At 71.0% G+C, this 17,259-nt stretch carries 17 protein-coding genes and 1 pseudogene; 11 read left to right on the top strand and 7 right to left on the bottom strand.

Annotated features, from left to right (window positions below):
• Positions 1–208: 208 nt before the first annotated feature.
• Entirely contained in the window at positions 209–673 is a 465-nt protein-coding gene (locus QZ772_RS22095) for a Cd(II)/Pb(II)-responsive transcriptional regulator (protein WP_295531095.1), read from the bottom strand.
• A 56-nt stretch (positions 674–729) separates the two neighbouring features.
• Here QZ772_RS22095 and QZ772_RS22090 point away from each other — a divergent pair, with 56 nt between their 5' ends.
• Positions 730–2,907 (top strand): heavy metal translocating P-type ATPase, encoded by a 2,178-nt coding sequence (locus QZ772_RS22090; protein WP_295531093.1) that lies wholly within the window; start codon positions 730–732, stop codon positions 2,905–2,907.
• Positions 2,908–2,988: 81 nt separating this feature from the next.
• Here QZ772_RS22090 and QZ772_RS22085 read toward each other — a convergent pair whose 3' ends face one another.
• The gene (locus tag QZ772_RS22085) at positions 2,989–3,807 is read right to left on the bottom strand and encodes a helix-turn-helix domain-containing protein (RefSeq protein WP_295531091.1); all 819 of its coding nucleotides are present in this window, start codon (positions 3,805–3,807) and stop codon (positions 2,989–2,991) included.
• Positions 3,808–3,898: 91 nt separating this feature from the next.
• Between QZ772_RS22085 and QZ772_RS22080 the strand changes: the two genes are divergently transcribed.
• The 10 genes from QZ772_RS22080 (at position 3,899) to QZ772_RS22035 (ending at position 13,082) form a co-directional block, all read left to right on the top strand.
• Positions 3,899–4,714, top strand: a complete 816-nt coding sequence (locus QZ772_RS22080) for an enoyl-CoA hydratase-related protein (protein WP_295531088.1) — start codon at positions 3,899–3,901, stop codon at positions 4,712–4,714.
• 12 nt (positions 4,715–4,726) lie between these two features.
• Positions 4,727–5,899 carry a CoA transferase gene (locus QZ772_RS22075; RefSeq protein ID WP_295531085.1) on the top strand — a complete coding sequence of 391 codons (1,173 nt, stop codon included), beginning with the start codon at positions 4,727–4,729 and terminating at the stop codon, positions 5,897–5,899.
• A 42-nt stretch (positions 5,900–5,941) separates the two neighbouring features.
• Positions 5,942–6,898, top strand: coding sequence for a tripartite tricarboxylate transporter substrate binding protein (locus tag QZ772_RS22070; RefSeq protein WP_295531083.1), 957 nt, complete (start codon positions 5,942–5,944; stop codon positions 6,896–6,898).
• Between the two features lie 35 nt (positions 6,899–6,933).
• Positions 6,934–7,719 (top strand): enoyl-CoA hydratase/isomerase family protein, encoded by a 786-nt coding sequence (locus tag QZ772_RS22065; RefSeq protein ID WP_295531097.1) that lies wholly within the window; start codon positions 6,934–6,936, stop codon positions 7,717–7,719.
• 90 nt (positions 7,720–7,809) lie between these two features.
• Positions 7,810–8,274 carry a hypothetical protein gene (locus tag QZ772_RS22060; RefSeq protein ID WP_295531080.1) on the top strand — a complete coding sequence of 155 codons (465 nt, stop codon included), beginning with the start codon at positions 7,810–7,812 and terminating at the stop codon, positions 8,272–8,274.
• Between the two features lie 78 nt (positions 8,275–8,352).
• Positions 8,353–9,897: a TolC family protein gene (locus QZ772_RS22055; protein ID WP_295531077.1), complete on the top strand. Its 1,545-nt coding sequence runs from the start codon at positions 8,353–8,355 to the stop codon at positions 9,895–9,897.
• Positions 9,897–11,294, top strand: a complete 1,398-nt coding sequence (locus tag QZ772_RS22050; protein WP_295531074.1) for a copper oxidase — start codon at positions 9,897–9,899, stop codon at positions 11,292–11,294. Before QZ772_RS22055 ends, QZ772_RS22050 begins: the two co-directional genes overlap by 1 nt.
• Before the next feature lie 70 nt (positions 11,295–11,364).
• The gene (locus QZ772_RS22045) at positions 11,365–11,679 is read left to right on the top strand and encodes a copper-binding protein (protein WP_295531071.1); all 315 of its coding nucleotides are present in this window, start codon (positions 11,365–11,367) and stop codon (positions 11,677–11,679) included.
• Positions 11,680–11,741: 62 nt separating this feature from the next.
• Positions 11,742–12,020 carry a type II toxin-antitoxin system Phd/YefM family antitoxin gene (locus QZ772_RS22040; RefSeq protein WP_295531068.1) on the top strand — a complete coding sequence of 93 codons (279 nt, stop codon included), beginning with the start codon at positions 11,742–11,744 and terminating at the stop codon, positions 12,018–12,020.
• 99 nt (positions 12,021–12,119) lie between these two features.
• Complete coding sequence (locus QZ772_RS22035) at positions 12,120–13,082, top strand: nuclease-related domain-containing protein (protein WP_295531065.1); 963 nt, start codon at positions 12,120–12,122, stop codon at positions 13,080–13,082.
• 21 nt (positions 13,083–13,103) lie between these two features.
• On the opposite strand, the gene fabG is transcribed toward QZ772_RS22035, so the two are convergent.
• The 5 genes and pseudogenes from fabG to QZ772_RS22010 form a co-directional block, all read right to left on the bottom strand.
• Positions 13,104–13,835, bottom strand: a complete 732-nt coding sequence (gene fabG, locus QZ772_RS22030; protein ID WP_295531063.1) for a 3-oxoacyl-ACP reductase FabG — start codon at positions 13,833–13,835, stop codon at positions 13,104–13,106.
• 61 nt (positions 13,836–13,896) lie between these two features.
• Complete coding sequence (locus QZ772_RS22025; protein ID WP_295531060.1) at positions 13,897–14,361, bottom strand: hydroxymyristoyl-ACP dehydratase; 465 nt, start codon at positions 14,359–14,361, stop codon at positions 13,897–13,899.
• Complete coding sequence (locus QZ772_RS22020; RefSeq protein ID WP_295531058.1) at positions 14,358–15,122, bottom strand: class I SAM-dependent methyltransferase; 765 nt, start codon at positions 15,120–15,122, stop codon at positions 14,358–14,360. The genes QZ772_RS22025 and QZ772_RS22020 overlap by 4 nt, the downstream gene beginning before the upstream one ends.
• A 75-nt stretch (positions 15,123–15,197) precedes the next feature.
• Positions 15,198–16,013 carry a polysaccharide deacetylase family protein gene (locus QZ772_RS22015; protein ID WP_295531055.1) on the bottom strand — a complete coding sequence of 272 codons (816 nt, stop codon included), beginning with the start codon at positions 16,011–16,013 and terminating at the stop codon, positions 15,198–15,200.
• Positions 16,010–17,259, bottom strand: a pseudogene (locus tag QZ772_RS22010) (transporter); the annotation flags it as partial. The pseudogene QZ772_RS22010 and the gene QZ772_RS22015, both read right to left, overlap by 4 nt.

Raw genomic sequence — 17,259 nt, 5'->3', positions numbered from 1 at the left:
GCCGCACCGAGCCAGCGCTGCCCCGGGCCGCATCCGTCGCGGATCACGGCCTGACGCCCCGGCCGTTCACGCGGTCGCCGGCGGCCGTGGGCCTGAGCTACAAGCATTGAGGTTGCTCTTCAACTGAAGAGCGACAGAAGGCCCCGGGCCGTCGGCTCGGCTTGGCCCCCGCGCCAGCGATTCCGGCTGGCCGCCTTCCTTCTTCTCCTCACACATGGCGCCGGGGTGCGCCGGTCGATCCACCGCCTTCGGCGGGCTGGGCGTCGGCCCGCGCGTGCAGCGCCTCGATGGTGTGGCAATAGCTGTCCTGGCCATCGCAGCGGTCCCGCAGGGTCTGCAGGTCCTGCTCGAGCGATTGCAGCTCGGCGATCCGCTCCCGCACATGCCCCAGGTGCGCGTTGAGCACCTCGCAGGCGGCCGTGCAGTCGGCCTTGCTGCGCAGATCGAGCGACAGCAGCCCGCGCACCTCATCCAGCGACATGTCCATGGCGCGGCACATGCGGATGAAGCGCAGACGGTGCACATCGTCCGCGCTGTAGAGCCGGTAGCCGTTGTCGGCCCGTTGCTCCGCACCCAGCAGCCCCTCCTTCTCGTAATAGCGGATGTTGGCCGCGCTGACGCCCGAGCGGCTGGCCGCCTCGCCGATGCGCAGGTGGGGGCTTGCAGAAGGCATGCTTGACCTTGAAGTGGCTTGAAGGTTTTCAATGCTGGCACGAAAGCGAAAACCCGATGACGAGCCGCCCTTCCTCCCTCCTGTCCGCCGAACCCGCCCGCCGCCACGACACGCCGCGCGAATCCGTTTCTCCACCAAGCGCCACGGCCACGCCGCCCCGGACCCTGCGCATCGCCGCCGGCTGCGGCACGGGCTGTGGCTGCGGCACGCCGACCCGACCCCCGCCACGCACGGCGGCGCATACCCACACCGCCCATAACCACAACCACGACGCCGATCACGGCCATGCGCACGACCATCCGCACGCCCATGGCCATGCGCACGACGATGCCCAGGGCGACGGTCACGACCATGGCCCGCTGCCCGGGCCGGCCCGCATCGGTGCCGCGCTCGGCGTGGCCATCGCGGCCGAGCTGAGCCATCTGCTGCTGCCCGACGCCTTGGCCTGGCGCGTGGTCGGCATGGCCCTGGCGGCCATCGCCATCGCCCTGGCCGGTACCGGCATCTACCTGAGCGGCCTGCGGGCACTTGTGCGCGGACGCCTGGGCATCGACACGCTGATGGCCGTGGCCGTGACCGGGGCCTTCCTGATCGGCCAATGGCCGGAAGCGGCGATGGTGATGGCGCTGTATGCCCTGGCCGAACTGATCGAGCACAAGGCCGCGGACCGGGCGCGCCATGCGATCTCGGGCCTCATGGCCCTGGCGCCCGACGAGGCGGAGGTGCAGGCCGCCGACGGCAGCTGGCAGCGGCTGCCCGCGGCCGGGGTGGCGCTGGGCGCCACGGTGCGCATCCGTCCGGGCGAGCGGGTGCCCCTGGATGGCCGCGTGACGGCCGGCCGCAGCACCATCGACCAATCGAGCGTCACCGGCGAAAGCATTCCCGTCGACAAGGCGGAGGGCGACCCGGTTTTCGCCGCCACCGTCAACCAGGGCGGCGAACTGCAGGTGCGCGTGACGGCCGTGGCCGGCCAGACCACGCTGGACCGCATCATCGAAGCCGTGGAGCAGGGCCAGGAGTCACGGGCGCCCACGCAGCGCTTCGTCGAGCGCTTTGCCGCCGTCTACACGCCCGCCGTGTTCATCGCTGCGGTGGCCGTGGCCGTGCTGCCGCCCCTGCTGCTGGACTGGGCCTGGCTGGACGCGATCTACAAGGCCCTGGTGCTGCTGGTCATCGCCTGCCCCTGCGCGCTGGTGATCTCCACGCCCGTCACGGTGGTCAGTGGGCTGACCGCCGCTGCCCGCCGCGGCATCCTCATCAAGGGCGGCACGCACCTGGAGGCCGCCCGGCGCTTGAAGGCCATCGCGCTCGACAAGACCGGCACGCTCACCCAGGGCAAGCCGGTGCTGGTGCACTGGCAGGTGTGGGGCGATGCGCAGGCGGCCTGGGTGCAGCGCGCCGCCGCGGCCCTGGCAGGCCGCTCGGATCATCCGGTCTCGCTCGCCATCGCCAAGGGACTGACCGCGACCGGCGCGGCACCTGAGGTCGAGAACTTCGAATCGCTTGCCGGGCGCGGCGTCCGCGGCACGGTCGACGGACAGCCCCTGGTGCTCGCCAACCACCGCCTGGTCGAGGAGCAGGGCCTGTGCAGCCCGGCGCTCGAAGCCCTGCTGGCCGAGCACGAGGCACAGGGCCGCACCCTGACGCTGCTGGCCAGCGAGCACGCGGTCCTCGGTGTGTTCGCGGTGGCGGATACGCTCAAGGCCGGCTCCAAGGAGGCCGTGGCGCGGCTCCAGCGACTGGGCGTGGCACCCGTGATGCTGACGGGCGACAACCCCAGTACCGCACGCGCGGTGGCCGACCAAGTGGGCATCGGCGACGCCCGCGGGGGCCTGCTGCCGCAGGACAAGCTGGCCGCCATCCAGGACCTGCAAAAGCGCCATGGCGTCATCGCCATGGCAGGCGACGGCAGCAACGATGCACCCGCCATGGCCCAGGCCGACATCGGCTTCGCCATGGGCGCCGCCGGCACCGACATCGCCATGGAGACCGCGGACGTGGTCATCATGAACGACGACCTGGGCCGCATCGCGGACACCGTGGCCCTGTCGCGCCGCACCCATGCGCTGCTGTGGCAGAACATCTCGCTGGCCCTGGGCATCAAGGCCGTGTTCTTCGCGCTGGCCATCGCCGGTCAGGCCACCATGTGGATGGCCGTGTTCGCCGACATGGGCGCCAGCCTGCTGGTGGTGGCGAACGGCCTGCGGCTGCTGCGCGGCCTGCCGGGACGCTGAGGGGCGCGGCGGCGCGGACGTTCGGCCACGACCCTGACAGTGCGCTGTCTGCTCACGCGCCACCGCCTGCGGCACGGCGCGTCAGGCCAACGCAGCGAGCAGCGCGCGGCGCAGGGACAGCAGCAGTTCCGCGTGGTCCGCCACGGCCTGCGCGTCTTCGTGCCCCGTCACCGGGAAGCTCACGTTCAACGCATAGAGGGCACCGCCGTGTGGCCGCAGCGGCGCAGCCACGGCGGCCATGCCGGCCGCCCATTGCGCATGGCAGAAGCCCTGTGACCGGACATCACGCAAGGACTGCATCACCTGGCGCTGCAGCGCCGGCCAGGCCTTGCCGTGCTCCACCTTCAACCGGGCCAGCAGAGCCCGCTGCGGCTGCGCGGGCAGCCCCGCCAGCCAGGCGCAACCCAGCGACGTCGGCGCGATGGGGATGCGTGAGCCGGGCATCAGCCGCCGGAAGATGCCCAGGCGGCTGAAGCGCACCGAGTCGAGGTAGACCATCTCCAACTGGTCCGCCACGGCCAGCCCCACGTTGACGCGGCGCCCTTCGGCCAGCTCGCGCATGAGGGGCAGCGCACGCTCCAGCACCGGCTCGCTGCTGCGATAGGCGAGCGCCAGGCTCAGGCAGGCGGGGGCCAGCCGGTAGCCCTTGAGCGCGACGTCGTAGTGCAGGAAGCCGGCGTCCACCAGTGAGCGCGTGAGCCGGCTGACCGTCGGCCGCGGCAGGCCCGTCCGGTCGGCCAGCTCGGCATTGGTCAGCAGGCCCGTGCCATGGCGAAAGGCACGCAGCAGCGCCAACCCGCGCTCCAGCGACTGGCTGCCCGCCGTGCTTCGCACGAAAGCCTGGCGCGCCTGCGTCAGCGCGCGGGTGGAGGGTGGGCGGGCGGCAGAAGGCTGGACCATGATTTCGGTGACCGAAATTCTAGGCTGGGCACTGCCCGGCATCGGCGGAATACTGAGGCCAGCCCGATGCAACGGGCAGGAGACAGATCCTTTGCAGACAGAACCCGACAGCGACGACCTGCGCTATGCGGTCACCGACGGCGTCGCCGTGATCACCCTTCATCGGCCGGAGCGCATGAATGCGTGGACGCCGCATCTCGAGACGCAGCTGCGCCAATGCATCGCGCAGGCCGAGGCCGACGCGCAGGTACGCTGCATCGTGCTGACCGGTGCCGGCCGCGCCTTCTGCGCCGGCATGGACATGGCGGTCCTGCAGGCCCGCAGCGAAGGCGATGCGGCCCCGCCGTCATCCGAATTCGGCGGCCCCAGCGACGCGGATGCAGCGCAGCGCTACGGCTACCTCGGCTTCACGGACAAGCCCCTCATCGCCGCCATCAACGGCGCCGCATCGGGCGTCGGGCTGTGCCTCGCGCTGCACTGCGATCTGCGCTATGTGGTGCCCGGTGCCAAGCTGAGCTTTCCCTACGCCCGTCGCGGCCTCGTGGCCGAGCACGGCACCGCCTGGCTGCTGCCGCGCCTCGTCGGTCCGATGCATGCGGCCGAGCTGCTCATCACCGGGCGCACGTTCACCGGCGAAGAGGCCGCCCGCATGGGCCTCGCGCAGTGCCTGCCGGGCGAGGACTTCCTTTCCGACGTGCTGACGCGGGCCCGCGACATCGCCGCCGCCACCTCGCCACGCTCGGTGCGCCTGATCAAACGGCAGTTGCGCGAGGCGCGCTACCAGACCCTGGGTGAAGCCACACGCATCGCCGACCGCGAGATCGCCGCCTGCCGTGGCACCGAGGACTTCCAGGAGGGCGTGCGGCACTTCGTCGAGAAGCGCGCCCCCCGCTTCACCGGCCGCTAGGCCTCAACAACCATGACGACGCTCCACTCCGAATCGCAGGCCATGCCCGCCGCCGCGCCGCTGGCCGGCATCAAGGTGATCGAGATCGGCCAGAACATCGCCGGCCCCTACGCCAGCGAGATCCTCTCCACTCTTGGCGCAGAGGTGCTCAAGATCGAACGCCCCGGCACCGGCGACGATGCCCGCGGCTGGGGCCCGCCCTTCTGGCGCGGCACCGCGACCACTTTCCAGGCCATGAACCACGGCAAGAAGAGCCTGGCCCTGGACCTCAAGGACGCCGAACACGTCGCCGTGCTCGAAGGCCTGGTGCGCGAGGCCGATGTGCTGGTGCAGAACATGCGCCCCGGCGCGCTGGAGGTCCTGGGTCTCGGTGCCGAAGCCATGCGGGCCCTCAATCCGCGCCTGGTGTATTGCTCGCTCTGGGCCTTCGGCCACAAGGGGCCGCGCAGCATGGCGCCCGGCTACGAGCCCATGGTGCAGGCCTTCTCGGGCATCTTCAGCATCAACGGGCCGGAGTCGGCGCCACCCTCGCGCGTGGGCATGCAGGTGCTGGACCTGGGCACCGGCCTGTGGGCCGCGCTGGGCTGCCTGGCCGCCCTGATGCGACGCCAGAACACCGGCGAAGGCTGCACCGTCGATGCCTCGCTGTTCGAAACCGCACTCGGCTGGCTGCAGGTGATGATGGCCGGCTACCAGGCCACCGGCCGCCAGCCGGCGCGCCACCGCAGCGGCAACCCCAACGTGGTGGTGTTCCAGGCGCTGCCGACGGCCGACGGCGAGGTGGTGGTGGCGGCGGCCAACGACCGTCTCTTCGCCAAGCTGGCCCGCGTCGCGGGCCATCCGGAATGGGCCACCGACGCGCGCTACGCCAGCAATGCCCTGCGGGTGCAGCACAAGGCCGAGCTGCTGCCCGAGCTGGAGGCCGTCTTCCGCAGCCAGCCCAGCCAGCACTGGATCGACACCCTGGAAGGCGCAGGAATTCCCTGCGCGCCCATCCAGGACTTTGCGCAGGTGCTGGCCGATCCGCAGACCGAGGCGCTGGGCATCCTGCAGACGGTACCGCAGGAAGACTTGCGCATCGTCGGCCTGCCGCTGTCCTTCGACGGCGAGCGGCCCGCGGTGCGACACCGCGCGCCGGCCATCGGCGAGCACACCCAGGCGTACTGCCCGGGCCTGGCGCCCTGAAAACCGCCGGCTTCCACGACAACACCAGGAGACAACAACACCATGAAACGACGCAACCTGCTCAGTGCAGCGGCCGCCCTGCCCTTTGCCGCCCTGTCGGCCCGGGCGCAGGAGAACAAGCCGATCCAGATCATCGTGCCCTTCGGCCCCGGGGGCTCGGGCGACATCTCGGCCCGCATGCTGGCCGAGTTCATCACCAGGAAGACCGGCCGGAACGTGGTGGTGGACAACCGCGCCGGCGGCAACGGCATCATCGGCGTGGAAGCGGCGCGCATTGCGCCGGCGGACGGCTCGGTGCTGCTGCTGGCCACCACCTCGACCCACCTCGCCAATCCCAGCCTGTTCCGCAAGCTGCCCTATGACCCGGCGCGCGACTTCCGGCTCGTCGGCTCCTTCGGGCCCGGCTCGACCTACATGCTGGTGCGGCCCGACGCGCCCTGGAAGACGCTGAAGGACTTCGTGGCCGCCGCCAAGGCCGCGCCCGGCCGCATCAACTACGGGCACTTCAACGCCACGTCCAAGGTCACGGCGGCGCTGTTCGCGCACGAGGCCGGCATCGAGCTGGCCGCCATTCCCTACAAGCAGGTGAGTCAGGCCATGACCGAACTCATCGCGGGCCAGACGCAGGTGGTGTTCACCGACACCGTCGCCGGCGACTCCTTCGTGGCGGCCAATCAGTTGCGCGCCCTGGCCGCGCATTCGGACATGCGGCTCAAGCGCTACCCCGACGTGCCGCTGATCGCCGAGACCTATCCCAACTTCACCATCCGCGGCGGCTTTCTGGGCATTGCGGTGCCGGCGGCCACGCCGGTGGACGTGCAGCAGCGCCTCAACGCGCTGATCAACGAGGCCGTGACCACCGACCCGATCCGCAGCCGCCTGGAGGGCTTCGCCTTCGCGCCCGCACGCGTGAGCCTCAAGCAGCTGGCCGACTTCGAACGCGAGGAGCGCGAGAAGTGGAAGGGCTATGTCGAGATCGCCCAGATCGAAGTGCAATGAACGCGCCGGCCACCACGCCCGAGGGCAACTCCGACATGACACCGACCGACACGCCCCACGGACTCGCGCAGCGCGACTCCGGCCGTCCGCACGTGGCCCTGCTGGTGCTGCAGCGCCCACCCTACAACCACGTCGACGTGCCCCTGATGCGCACCCTGGCAGACACGCTGGAGCGCCTGGACGACGACAGCGACTGCCGCGCCGTGGTGCTGGCCGCGGAAGGCCGCGCGTTCTGCGCCGGCGCCGACTTCCACAGCGATGCCGATGCCGACAGCACCCGTGACCCGGGCGAGCTCTACTCCCATGCCATGCGCCTCTTTCGCACCCGGAAGCCGGTGGTCGCCGCCGTGCACGGGGCGGCGGTGGGCGCCGGCCTGGGCTTGGCCGTGGCGGCGGACTTCCGCGTCACCTGCGCCGAGGCGCGCTTCAGTGCCAACTTCAATAGGCTCGGCTTCCATCCGGGCTTCGGTCTGAGCGCGACCCTGCCGCGCCTGATTGGCGAGCAGCAGGCCGCCCTGCTCTTCTATACGGGTCGCCGCATCGGCGGCGAGGAGGCCGTGCGCATCGGCCTGGCCGACGTGCTGGCGCCCGCCGAGCAGGTGCGCCAGCAGGCGCTGAACCTGGCGGCCGAAATTGCGGAGTCGGCACCCGCGGCGGTGCAGTCCACCCGTGCCACGCTGAGGCGCGGCCTTGCCGATGCCGTCCGCGCCCTCAACGCGCACGAGCGCGAACTGCAGCGCGTCCATTTCGCCATGGACGACTTCCGCGAAGGCGTGGCCGCGATGGCGGAACGGCGCACACCGCGATTCAACGGGCGGTGAAGCGGCAAGGACCGCCGGCTTTGTTGACGCCCGGCAAACCAGGGGCATCGGTGGCCGGCATGCGTGGGGTCGCCTCCTAGAATGCCCGCCGTGCGCCTCTTCATCCTGGTCCTCGCCCTCGTCCTGCTGCCCTTGCGCGGCTGGCTTGAAGGCGCCATGGCCGTGGAGGTGACGACTGCCGCGGCCGCTCAGACACAGACGCATGCCCACGACGCGGCCTCAGCGTCGACGCCGGCCCCGCCGCCCCTGGCAATGGCCGACCAGCCTGCTGAACCATCGGCGCACTGTCACGAGTCGCAGGCCATGACGACCGGCGCCCACGACGCCCCGGCGCATCTCGCAGCAGCCGCGGCTGATACGCATCACGGCGACGACGGCAACGGGTCGCACGACCACGGCCATTGCGGCCTCTGCCAGATCTGCCACTCCGTCGCCATGACGGACGCCCTGCAGGCGGCAGCGCTGTCACCACCCGTGCGCGTCCAGCCGCAAGGTCGCGTCCCGCACTTCGCGAGCGCCCTGCTCGCCCAGGCCGACAAGCCGCCCATTTTCTGAACTCCCTGCCCGTAGTCCGTCCGCCGCAGCCGTCCTGACGCGCCGCGGCGCCGATGCATTGCTTCAAGGAGAGTTCTCTTGACCATCCCCCAGGTCCGGCGCAGCGCGCGCCGGCTGCCGCGGCCGCAGCGCGACGATGCCGCCCGGCCCTTTCTTCATCGACCCACGTCCTGGCTGCGGCCCTTGCCGCGCAACGCATCCCGCGCGGCACTGTTCGGCCTCGCGCTGCTGCTCGCCGGTTGCGCCAGCTTGTCGCCCGACGGCGACGCACCGCAGGTTCTTTCACTGGTACAGGGCCAGCCGCTCGTGGGCGAGGCCCAGCCCCGGCGCCAGCCCGATGCCGACGCGGTAGCGCAGGCCGACGCGTTGCTGCGGGGCCCGCTCGACCAGGAAGCGGCGGTGCGCCTCGCGCTGGCGCAGGGACCGCGCATGCAGGCCGCCTTCGCGGCCCTGCAGCTGTCCGACGCCGAGCGGGTCGAGGCGGCCTCGCTGCCCAATCCGACGCTCTCCTTCAGCCGCCTGCGCGAGGGACGCGAGCTGGAACTCGACCGCCTGATCAGCTTCAACGTGGTGGGCCTGCTGACCCTGCCCTGGCGCGCCCGCTGGGCCGGCCAGCGGCAGGAAGCCGCCCGCCTCGATGCGGCGCAGGCGGTACTCCAGCTGGCGGCGGACACGCGGCGCGCCTGGCTGCGCGCCGTCGCCGCCCGGCAAAGCGCCCTCTACCTGCGCGACGTGCGCGACGCCGCCGAAGCCGGCGCCACGCTGGCCCAGCGCATGCAGAAGGCCGGCAACTGGCCCGCCCTGCAGGCCGCGCGCGAGCAACTGCAGCAGGCCGATGCGCAGGCCCAGCTCGCCCGCGCCGAGCAGGCCGCCATCGCCAGCCGCGAGGCCCTGGTGCGTCTGCTGGGGCTGGACGGGGCGCAGGCGGCGCGGCTCACGCTGCCCGACCGCCTGCCGGACCTTCCCGCGTCGCTGCCCGCCGATGCCGACCTGCAGGCGCAGGCCCTGCGCGATCGCCTGGATCTGCGCGCCGCCCGCGCCGACGCGGCCGCCACCGCCGAAGCCCAGGGCCTGACCCGCGCCACCCGCTTCGTCGACGCGATGGAGCTCGGTGCGGCCCGCAACACCACCTTCGCCAACGACCCGGATCGCAGTCGCAGCACGCAGCGTGGCTGGGAGATCGGCCTGCCGATCCCGCTGTTCGACTTCGGCCAGGCGCGCAGCGCGCAGGCCGAGGCGCGCTACCTGCAGGCGGCCGCCCGCGTGCGCGCCGTGGCGCTGGCCACGGCCAGTGAGGTGCGCGAGGCCGAAGCAGCCCGCCAGCACGCCTGGCAGATCGCCCGCCGCTTCCAGGCCGAGGTGCTGCCGCTGCAGCGCCAGGTCAACGACGAGATGGTGCTGCGCTACAACGCGATGAGCGCCAGCGTGTGGCAACTGCTGGCCGAAGCGCGCACCAGCGCGCGCATGGTCGATGCCGCCATGCAGGCGCAACGCGACTTCTGGCTTGCCGAAGTCGATCTGCAGATGGCGCTGACCGGCAGTTCGCCCGCCGGCCGCTCGGCCCTGCGCGGCACCGAGGCCGCTGCCACCCTGGCCGGCACGGCCAGCGAAGGAGGCCACTGATGGACCGCCGACATTTCTTTTCCGGCATGCTGGCCGGCGCCGCCGCGGGTGCCGTCAGCCGCGTTGCCCTCGCCGCGGTGCCCGAGGCGGCGCAGCAGAGCGGCCCCGCCACCGCGCCGCCGCTCATGCCACCGGACGGCCGGCCCTACGACCCGGTCCTCACCCTCAACGGCTGGAGCCTGCCCTGGCGCATGAAGGACGGCGTCAAGGAGTTCCACCTCGTCGCCGAACCGGTGGTGCGCGAGATGGCGCCGGACTTCAAGGTCAACATGTGGGGCTACAACGGCCAGTCGCCCGGACCCACCATCGAGGTGGTCGAGGGCGACCGGGTGCGCATCTTCGTCACCAACCGCCTGCCCGAACACACCACGGTCCATTGGCACGGCCAGCGCGTGCCCAACGGCATGGACGGTGTCGGCGGCATCACGCAGCCGCACATCCCGCCGGGCAAGACCTTCGTCTACGAGTTCACCGCGCGCCGGCCCGGCACCTTCATGTACCACCCGCACGCGGACGAGATGGTGCAGATGGCCATGGGCATGATGGGCTTCTGGGTGACCCATCCCCGGGATCGCAACCATCCGCAGATCGCCCGGGTGCAGCGCGACGTCTGCTTCCTGCTCGGCAGCTTCGACGTCGAGCCCGGCAGCGCCACGCCCAAGGTCAACACCATGACCGACTTCAACACCTGGGCCTTCAACAGCCGCGTGTTCCCGGGCATCGACCCGCTGTGCGTGCGCCGCGGCGACCGGGTGCGCATCCGCGTGGGCAACCTCACCATGACCAACCACCCGATCCATGTGCATGGCCACGAGTTCGAGGTCACCGGCACCGACGGCGGCCCCGTGCCGCGCAGCGCCCGCTGGCCCGAGGTGACCACCGACATCGCGGTGGGCCAGATGCGGCAGATCGAGTTCATCGCCGACGAGGAAGGCGACTGGGCCCTGCACTGCCACAAGAGCCATCACACGATGGGCCCGATGGGCCACGACGTGCCGACCATGATCGGCGTGGACCAGCGCGGCGTCGCCGACACGCTCCGCCGCCTGGTGCCCGACTACATGGTGATGGGCGACAAGGGCATGGCCGAGATGGGCTCGATGGACATGCCCCTGCCCGACAACACCCTGCCCATGATGACCGGCCGCGGCCCCTTCGGCCCGGCCGAGATGGGCGGCATGTTCACGCTGCTGAAGGTGCGCCGCGACCAGGCACCGGGCGCCTGGCGCGACCCCGGCTGGTTCAGGCATCCCGCCGGCAGCGTGGCGCATGAGGTCGATGCGGACCGGGCGCCTTCGGCCGTGAGCCAAAGCGCTGGGGCCGGCAGGGGGGCGCGCAGCACAGGCGACGCAGCGCCCGCCTCTGTACGCAAGCCCAGCGGCCATGACCACCACTGAAGCGGACCGCCGCCGCCGACCCCATCACGGTGAGGCGCGGTGCGCCTCGCCCACTTTCAAAGACCGATCCATGAACAAGAGAAGCTTTCTGGCTGGACTGCTGCCCACCACGGCGGCACTGCTCGTCCCGCTCCATGCCTTCGCACAGGCGGACGCGCCCCTGCCCCAGGTCGACGCCGAAGTCCGCCGCGTCGATGTCGCCCAGGGCCGCATCACCTTGCGGCACGGCGACATCCCCAACCTGGACATGGGCGCCATGACCATGGTCTTCCGCGCCCGCGACGCGACCCTGCTGAAAGACATCAAGGCGGGCGACAAGGTGCGCTTCACCGCGCGGATGGTCGACGGGCAACTGACGGTAATGTCGCTGGCGGTGGTGCACTGAACGGATGAGCGGGGAGGACCGAAGAAACGTCGATATTCGGTCTTTCCAGCAAGGAGCCGACGATGCGCCACTCGACCCAGATCACACCCAGCAGCTACCCCAAGGCCCATGCGGCCGAAGTGCCGGACACCCTTGCCGACCAGCGAGAACCGCTGGTCATCAGGCACAACGGCGAGGCTCGGGCCGTGATCCAGGACGTCGCCTCATTCGAAGAGACCCAGGAAGCACTCGCGCTGCTCAAGCTGCTGACCCTGGGACAGCACGATGTGGAGGCACGTCGCGTCAAGCCCTTGGCCGATGTAGTGCAGCGCATCCGCAGCAGGCATTCCGACGACGAATGAAGTCGTTCACACTATGGCCGATGGCAGGCAGGACATGCAGAGCCTGCTGACCCCAGCAACACTCCAGCCGCCCCGCCCCATGCCTACACCGTTCATCCCATGCTTCTGAAGAAGGCCGACGACAAGAGCAAGCGCGTGACGCTCCTGATGGAGCTGCAGAAATCGCCCCTCCTCGACGAGCGACAGCGCAGCTGGCTGCGGGACGAACTCGAGGCCTTGCGCAAGGGAATCGACGGCGAGCGCGACGCGGCCTTCCACCTCGACAGTTATTTCAAGGACTCGGCCACGCACGTGCTCATGCACGATCTGCGCTTCGAGATAGAGGGCGACGTGGCCCAGATCGATCACATGTTGATCAACCGCGCCTTCGACATCTACCTGTTCGAGACGAAGAACTACGGAGGCAACCTGTCGATCAATAGCCAGGGCGAATTCACGGCGAGTTACGGCAACCGCAAGTTCGGCGTGCCTTCACCTCTGGAGCAAAGTCGCCGTCATGCACGCGTGCTGGACAAATTGCTCGACCGACTGAACATCGCCCCACGCACGGGCTCAGAGCGCACGTACCACCACGTCGTGCTGATGCATCCACGCGCCATCATCCAGCGCCCGCCTACGGCAGCGTTCGACACCAGTGCCGTCATCAAAGCCGACATGATTTCCAGCTGGCACGGCAAGTTTGTCGACGGCTTCGGCGTGGCCAAGCTGATGCGCGTCGTCGTCAACCTGCGGCATGTCGAGACAATTCGCGAATGGGCAGAGATGCTGATCCGGCAACACCGTCCGGCCGATCTTTTGCGTCTGCCGCCCTTCATGACCCCGAGGCAAGGCACGTCGGCTACGGCAGCCAGTGCAGTGGCAGCGCCAGCGATGGCGCCCAACCATGAGACAGCTACCACGGCGGACCGCGCCATTGAGCCTGCGCAGTCCTCACAGGCGCGCAAGCTCGTATGCGCACACTGCGGTGCCAAGATCAGCTTTGCAGAAGGCCGCTTCTGTTGGAACAATGCCCAGCGCTTCGGCGGGCTTCAGTACTGCCGGGCCGACCAAGGCCTGTTCTGAACGAGGTGCACGAAAGTCTGTTCAAGCCATCCCGCCGTTCACCGAGATCACCTGGCCGGTGATGTAGCCCGCCTCCGCGCTGGCCAGGAAGCCGGTCAGGGCGGCGACCTCTTCGGGCGTGCCGGCGCGCTGGGCGGGCACCATCTGCTTGACCATGGCCGGATCGAAGGCCGCATCTGCCATGGGCGAGGCGATGATGCCCGGGGCGATGGCGTTGACCGTCACGCCGCGGGAGGCCACCTCCATCGACAGCGCCTTGGTCGCACTGTTGAGGGCCCCCTTCGCCGCCGCATAGTTGACCTGGCCGCGGTTGCCCATGATCGCCGCCACCGACGAGATGTTGAGGATGCGGCCCCAGCGTGTGCGCAGCATGGGCAGCAGCAGCGGCTGGGTGACGCGGAAGAAGCCGTTGAGCGAGACGTCGATGACGCGGTGCCACTGCTCGGCTCGCATGCCGGGCATCACCGCGTCGTCGTGGATGCCGGCGTTGTTGACCAGCACCTGCACCGGCCCGCCCTCCAGCATGCGGGCACAGGCGGCGGCGGTGGCGGCGTCGTCGGTCAGGTCGAAGACATGGCATTCGGCCTGGCCGCCGGCCGCGACGATGCGCGCCGCCAGGGCCTCGACGGCCTCCCGGCGACCGTTGGCATGCAGCAGCACGGTGGCGCCGTCGCGAGCCAGGCGCTCGGCGATGGCGCTGCCCAGAGCGCCGCTGGCGCCGGTGACGAGGGCTCGCTTGTTCTGAAGGGTCATCGGGAAGTACCTCCGTTGGTGCGTTCGGCGTGGGCACCTGTCGTGATGGCCAGGCGTGGGCTCAAGGCGCGGCGTCCGGCAGGGGGGTGTTGAGGACGACCACGGCACGACCGTCCGCCACCGGCGCACCGGCAGCATCGAGCACGCGGAAAGCATAGAGCACCTGTTGCGCGTCACCCGACAGGCGCTCGGCATGCAGGTGCAGCGGCGCGGGCGCGTCGTCGAAGCGGGCACGGTGCAGGCGCACGTTGCGGGTGCTGGCCAGGTAGCCGGCCGAGGGCGGCCCGTCGCCGCTGGCGAGCAGGCCGCCATGCAGCGCCATGGCCTGCGCCGCGAACTCGATGGCGCAGGGGGTGAGCAGGCCCGAGGCGGTGCGCATCGGGTTGCCCGGATCCGCGTGGGTGGCGGTCGTGCAGTGGATGGCCTGCGCATCCCAGGCTTCGAGCCGGTCGAGCAGGCACATGCTGCCGGCATGCGGAATGCGCGCGGCGATGCCGTCGCGGTCGAGGGTGGCAGGGGCGGTCACTTCAAATCCGATACGAGCAATACGTTGGCAAAGGGCGTTCCCTGGCTCATGGGCATGGGCTGCACGGCGAAGCCCAGGCGCTGCAGCAGGGCGATCCATTCGTCCAGGGTGCGGCCCCAGGTGGGCGAGACCTTGTGGCCGCGGATGCGCGTCACGGTGCGGTCCACCCACTGGCTGATCGCAAAGCCACGGCGGCTGGCGGCATCGCCGACGCGCAGCAGCAGGCGACCCGGCAGGTCGCCGCGTTCGGCGGCGCCGGCAGCCAATGCCTCTCGCACTCGCACGAGCACGCCTTCCTGCGCGGCATGGTCGACGTAGTGCAGGACGTCGAGGATCACAACCACATCGCAGGCCGGAAAGGCGGCCTCGCACATATTGCCGCAGACGATGGTCGGCACGGGCCGGATGTGGCCGACCGAGCGCTGCGCCCGCTCGACGTCGCGCGGCATGAGTTCGATGCCGGTGTAGCGCGCGTCGCTGGGCAGCGGCGCCCAGGCGGCGGGCCAGGCGCCCTCAGCCCGCATGGCCTGGGCGCTGTGCAGCACGTTGGCGAACAGGCTCTGGCCCGAGCCGATGTCCAGCATGCGCGGCCGGCCTTCGCCGATCAGGCCGCGCTCGACGATGCCGCGGAACACCGGGTCATGGCCCAGCTTGCCGCGCGCGAAATGCCAGGCGAAGTTGCCGCCCTGGCGATAGGGCTCGGTGGCGCGGGCATGGAGTTCGCGCCAGGCGGCGTCGGGGGTGGGCGGGGTCGAGTTCACAGGCGGTTGATCGTGGCGCCCTCTCCCGCGAGGGGAGAGGAGCAAAGGTGGGAAAGGTCCGATGCACCGCGCGGTTTACGCATGGCCGAGCGCATGCGGCAAGGTCACGGCGCGCAGGCCCTGATGCGAGAACTGGGCGAGCAGCGGCGGCAGCACCTCCAGGATGACCGGCCGGCCAGTGGGCGCGGAGGCCGCATGGCCATCGTGCAGCAGCAGGATGTCGCCGGCGCGCAGGCCGCGGGTCAGGCGTGCCAGCACGCGCGCGGGGTCGCGCTCGCGGGTGTCGAAGCCACGGCGGGTCCAGCTCACCAGCTCCAGGCCCAGGCGATGCAACACCGGCGCAAGGAAGGGATTGCGCAGCCCCGCCGGCGCGCGAAAGCAGGTGGGTCGCTGGCCGGTGACGGCCTCGATCATCTGCTGCGCCCGCGCGATCTCGGCCTTGAAGCCGCGCGGCCCCAGAACCGAGAAGTTGTGCCGGTGGCGCGCCGTGTGGTTCTGGATGCTGTGGCCGCGCGCCACGATCTCGCGCGCCAGCGCCGGATGGGCCTGGACCCGCTCGGCGATGCAGAAGAAGGTGGCCTTGTGGCCATGGGCGTCCAGCAGGTCGAGCACGGCCGGCGTCACCGCGGGCTCGGGCCCGTCGTCGATGGTCAGCGCCACCTCGTTTCGCGCTTCGGCCGCCGCAGGCAGGCGCAAGGTGTTCTGGCCCAGCCAGTGGCTGCGCGGCGTGAGGCCGATGGCGGTGATGGCCGCATGGTTGAGCACCACCGCACCCAGTGCCCAGGGCCAGGCCCCCGGCACCAGCAGGCTGGCGCCCATCGCCCCGGCATGCAGCACCGCGCTGCCCTTGAGGAAGGGCGTGGGCTGCCAACGGCCGGCCGTGGCGCTCATGCCCGGGCCGTCCGCGCGAAGGCCGCCGACAGCAGCAGCGCCAGCAGCGCGCCGGGCGCCACCACCTGACCGATCGACGCCAGCGAGGGAATGTCGGAGATGGCGATCAGCGTGAACGAGATCACCGTGGTCAGGTTGGCCAACATGAGCGAGGCGAGCGTGTCCTCGTCGGCATGGCCGGTCTCGCGAAGCTGGTCGAAGAAGAGCGCGTAGTTGGAGCCCACGGCCACCACCAGCAGCAGGCCCACCAGATGCAGGATGGACAACGCCATGCCCATGGCCGCCATTGCACCCAGCGTGAGTGCGACGGCCGCGGCCAGCGGCTGGCACACGGCCAGCAGGCGGCGGCCCGAGCGCAGCCAAGCCCCCAGCAGCAGCACCACGGCCAGCGCGCCCAGGCCCACCTGCACGAAGGCCTCGTGCAGGTAGCGCTTGTAGAGCGCGCCCAGTTCCTCGCCGACCTCGGCCACCGACACGCCCGGCAGGCCCTGCAGTGCGGCGACGACGTCCGCATGCTTGAACTGCGGGCCCGGGTGCAGCGAGATCATGGCGGCCCAGCCGCCGCCCGGCCGCTCGAAGAGCAGCGCGTCGACGACCGCACCCAGCGGGCCCTGGCGCGCATCGTCCCGGCTGATCAGCGGCGCCGCGCGCGCGGCCTCGACCTGGGCCACGAAGGGCGCCAGCCGGTCGGCGGCGATGGGCAGGCCGGCGGTCGCTTCTTCGAGCCGCGAACGCAGCGTGGTGGCATCGGGCAGCGCCTCGCGCCGCTGCATCTGCAGGGCCTGGCTGGGCAGGATGCGGGCCACGCTGTCGTAGCCTAGCAGCACGCCGCGATCGACCAGCGGATCGAGCCGCGCGCCGGCCGCCTCGGCCTGGCGCAGCGCGGCCTCGACGGTGTCGCCGTAGGCCACCACGAGCGTGGCGCCGTCGCTGGCGCCGATGTCGCCGCGCAGTTGCTCGTCCAGCGCCTGCGATTCGCGCGAGACCGGGCTCATGGCGCTGAGGCCGGCGCGCCAGAGCTGGTCGCCCTGCCACAGCACCAGCGCGAAGCCTGCGACGGCCAGCGCCATCAGCGGCAGCCGCAGGCGCGGCAGGCCACGCACGATGGCGCCGGCGGCATGCGCCATGTAGCGACGCAGGCCCCGGCCGGTGGCGCCCTGCGGCGCCAGCACCGGCAACAGAAAGCGCGTGGCCACCGCCGCGGCCACCAGGCCGGCGATCGAGAACACGCCCAGTTGCGCCAGGC

It is taken from the genome of uncultured Pseudacidovorax sp. (assembly GCF_913773995.1).
GTDB lineage: Bacteria > Pseudomonadota > Gammaproteobacteria > Burkholderiales > Burkholderiaceae_C > Xenophilus.
This window is presented reverse-complemented; position numbering and strand designations above follow the sequence as displayed.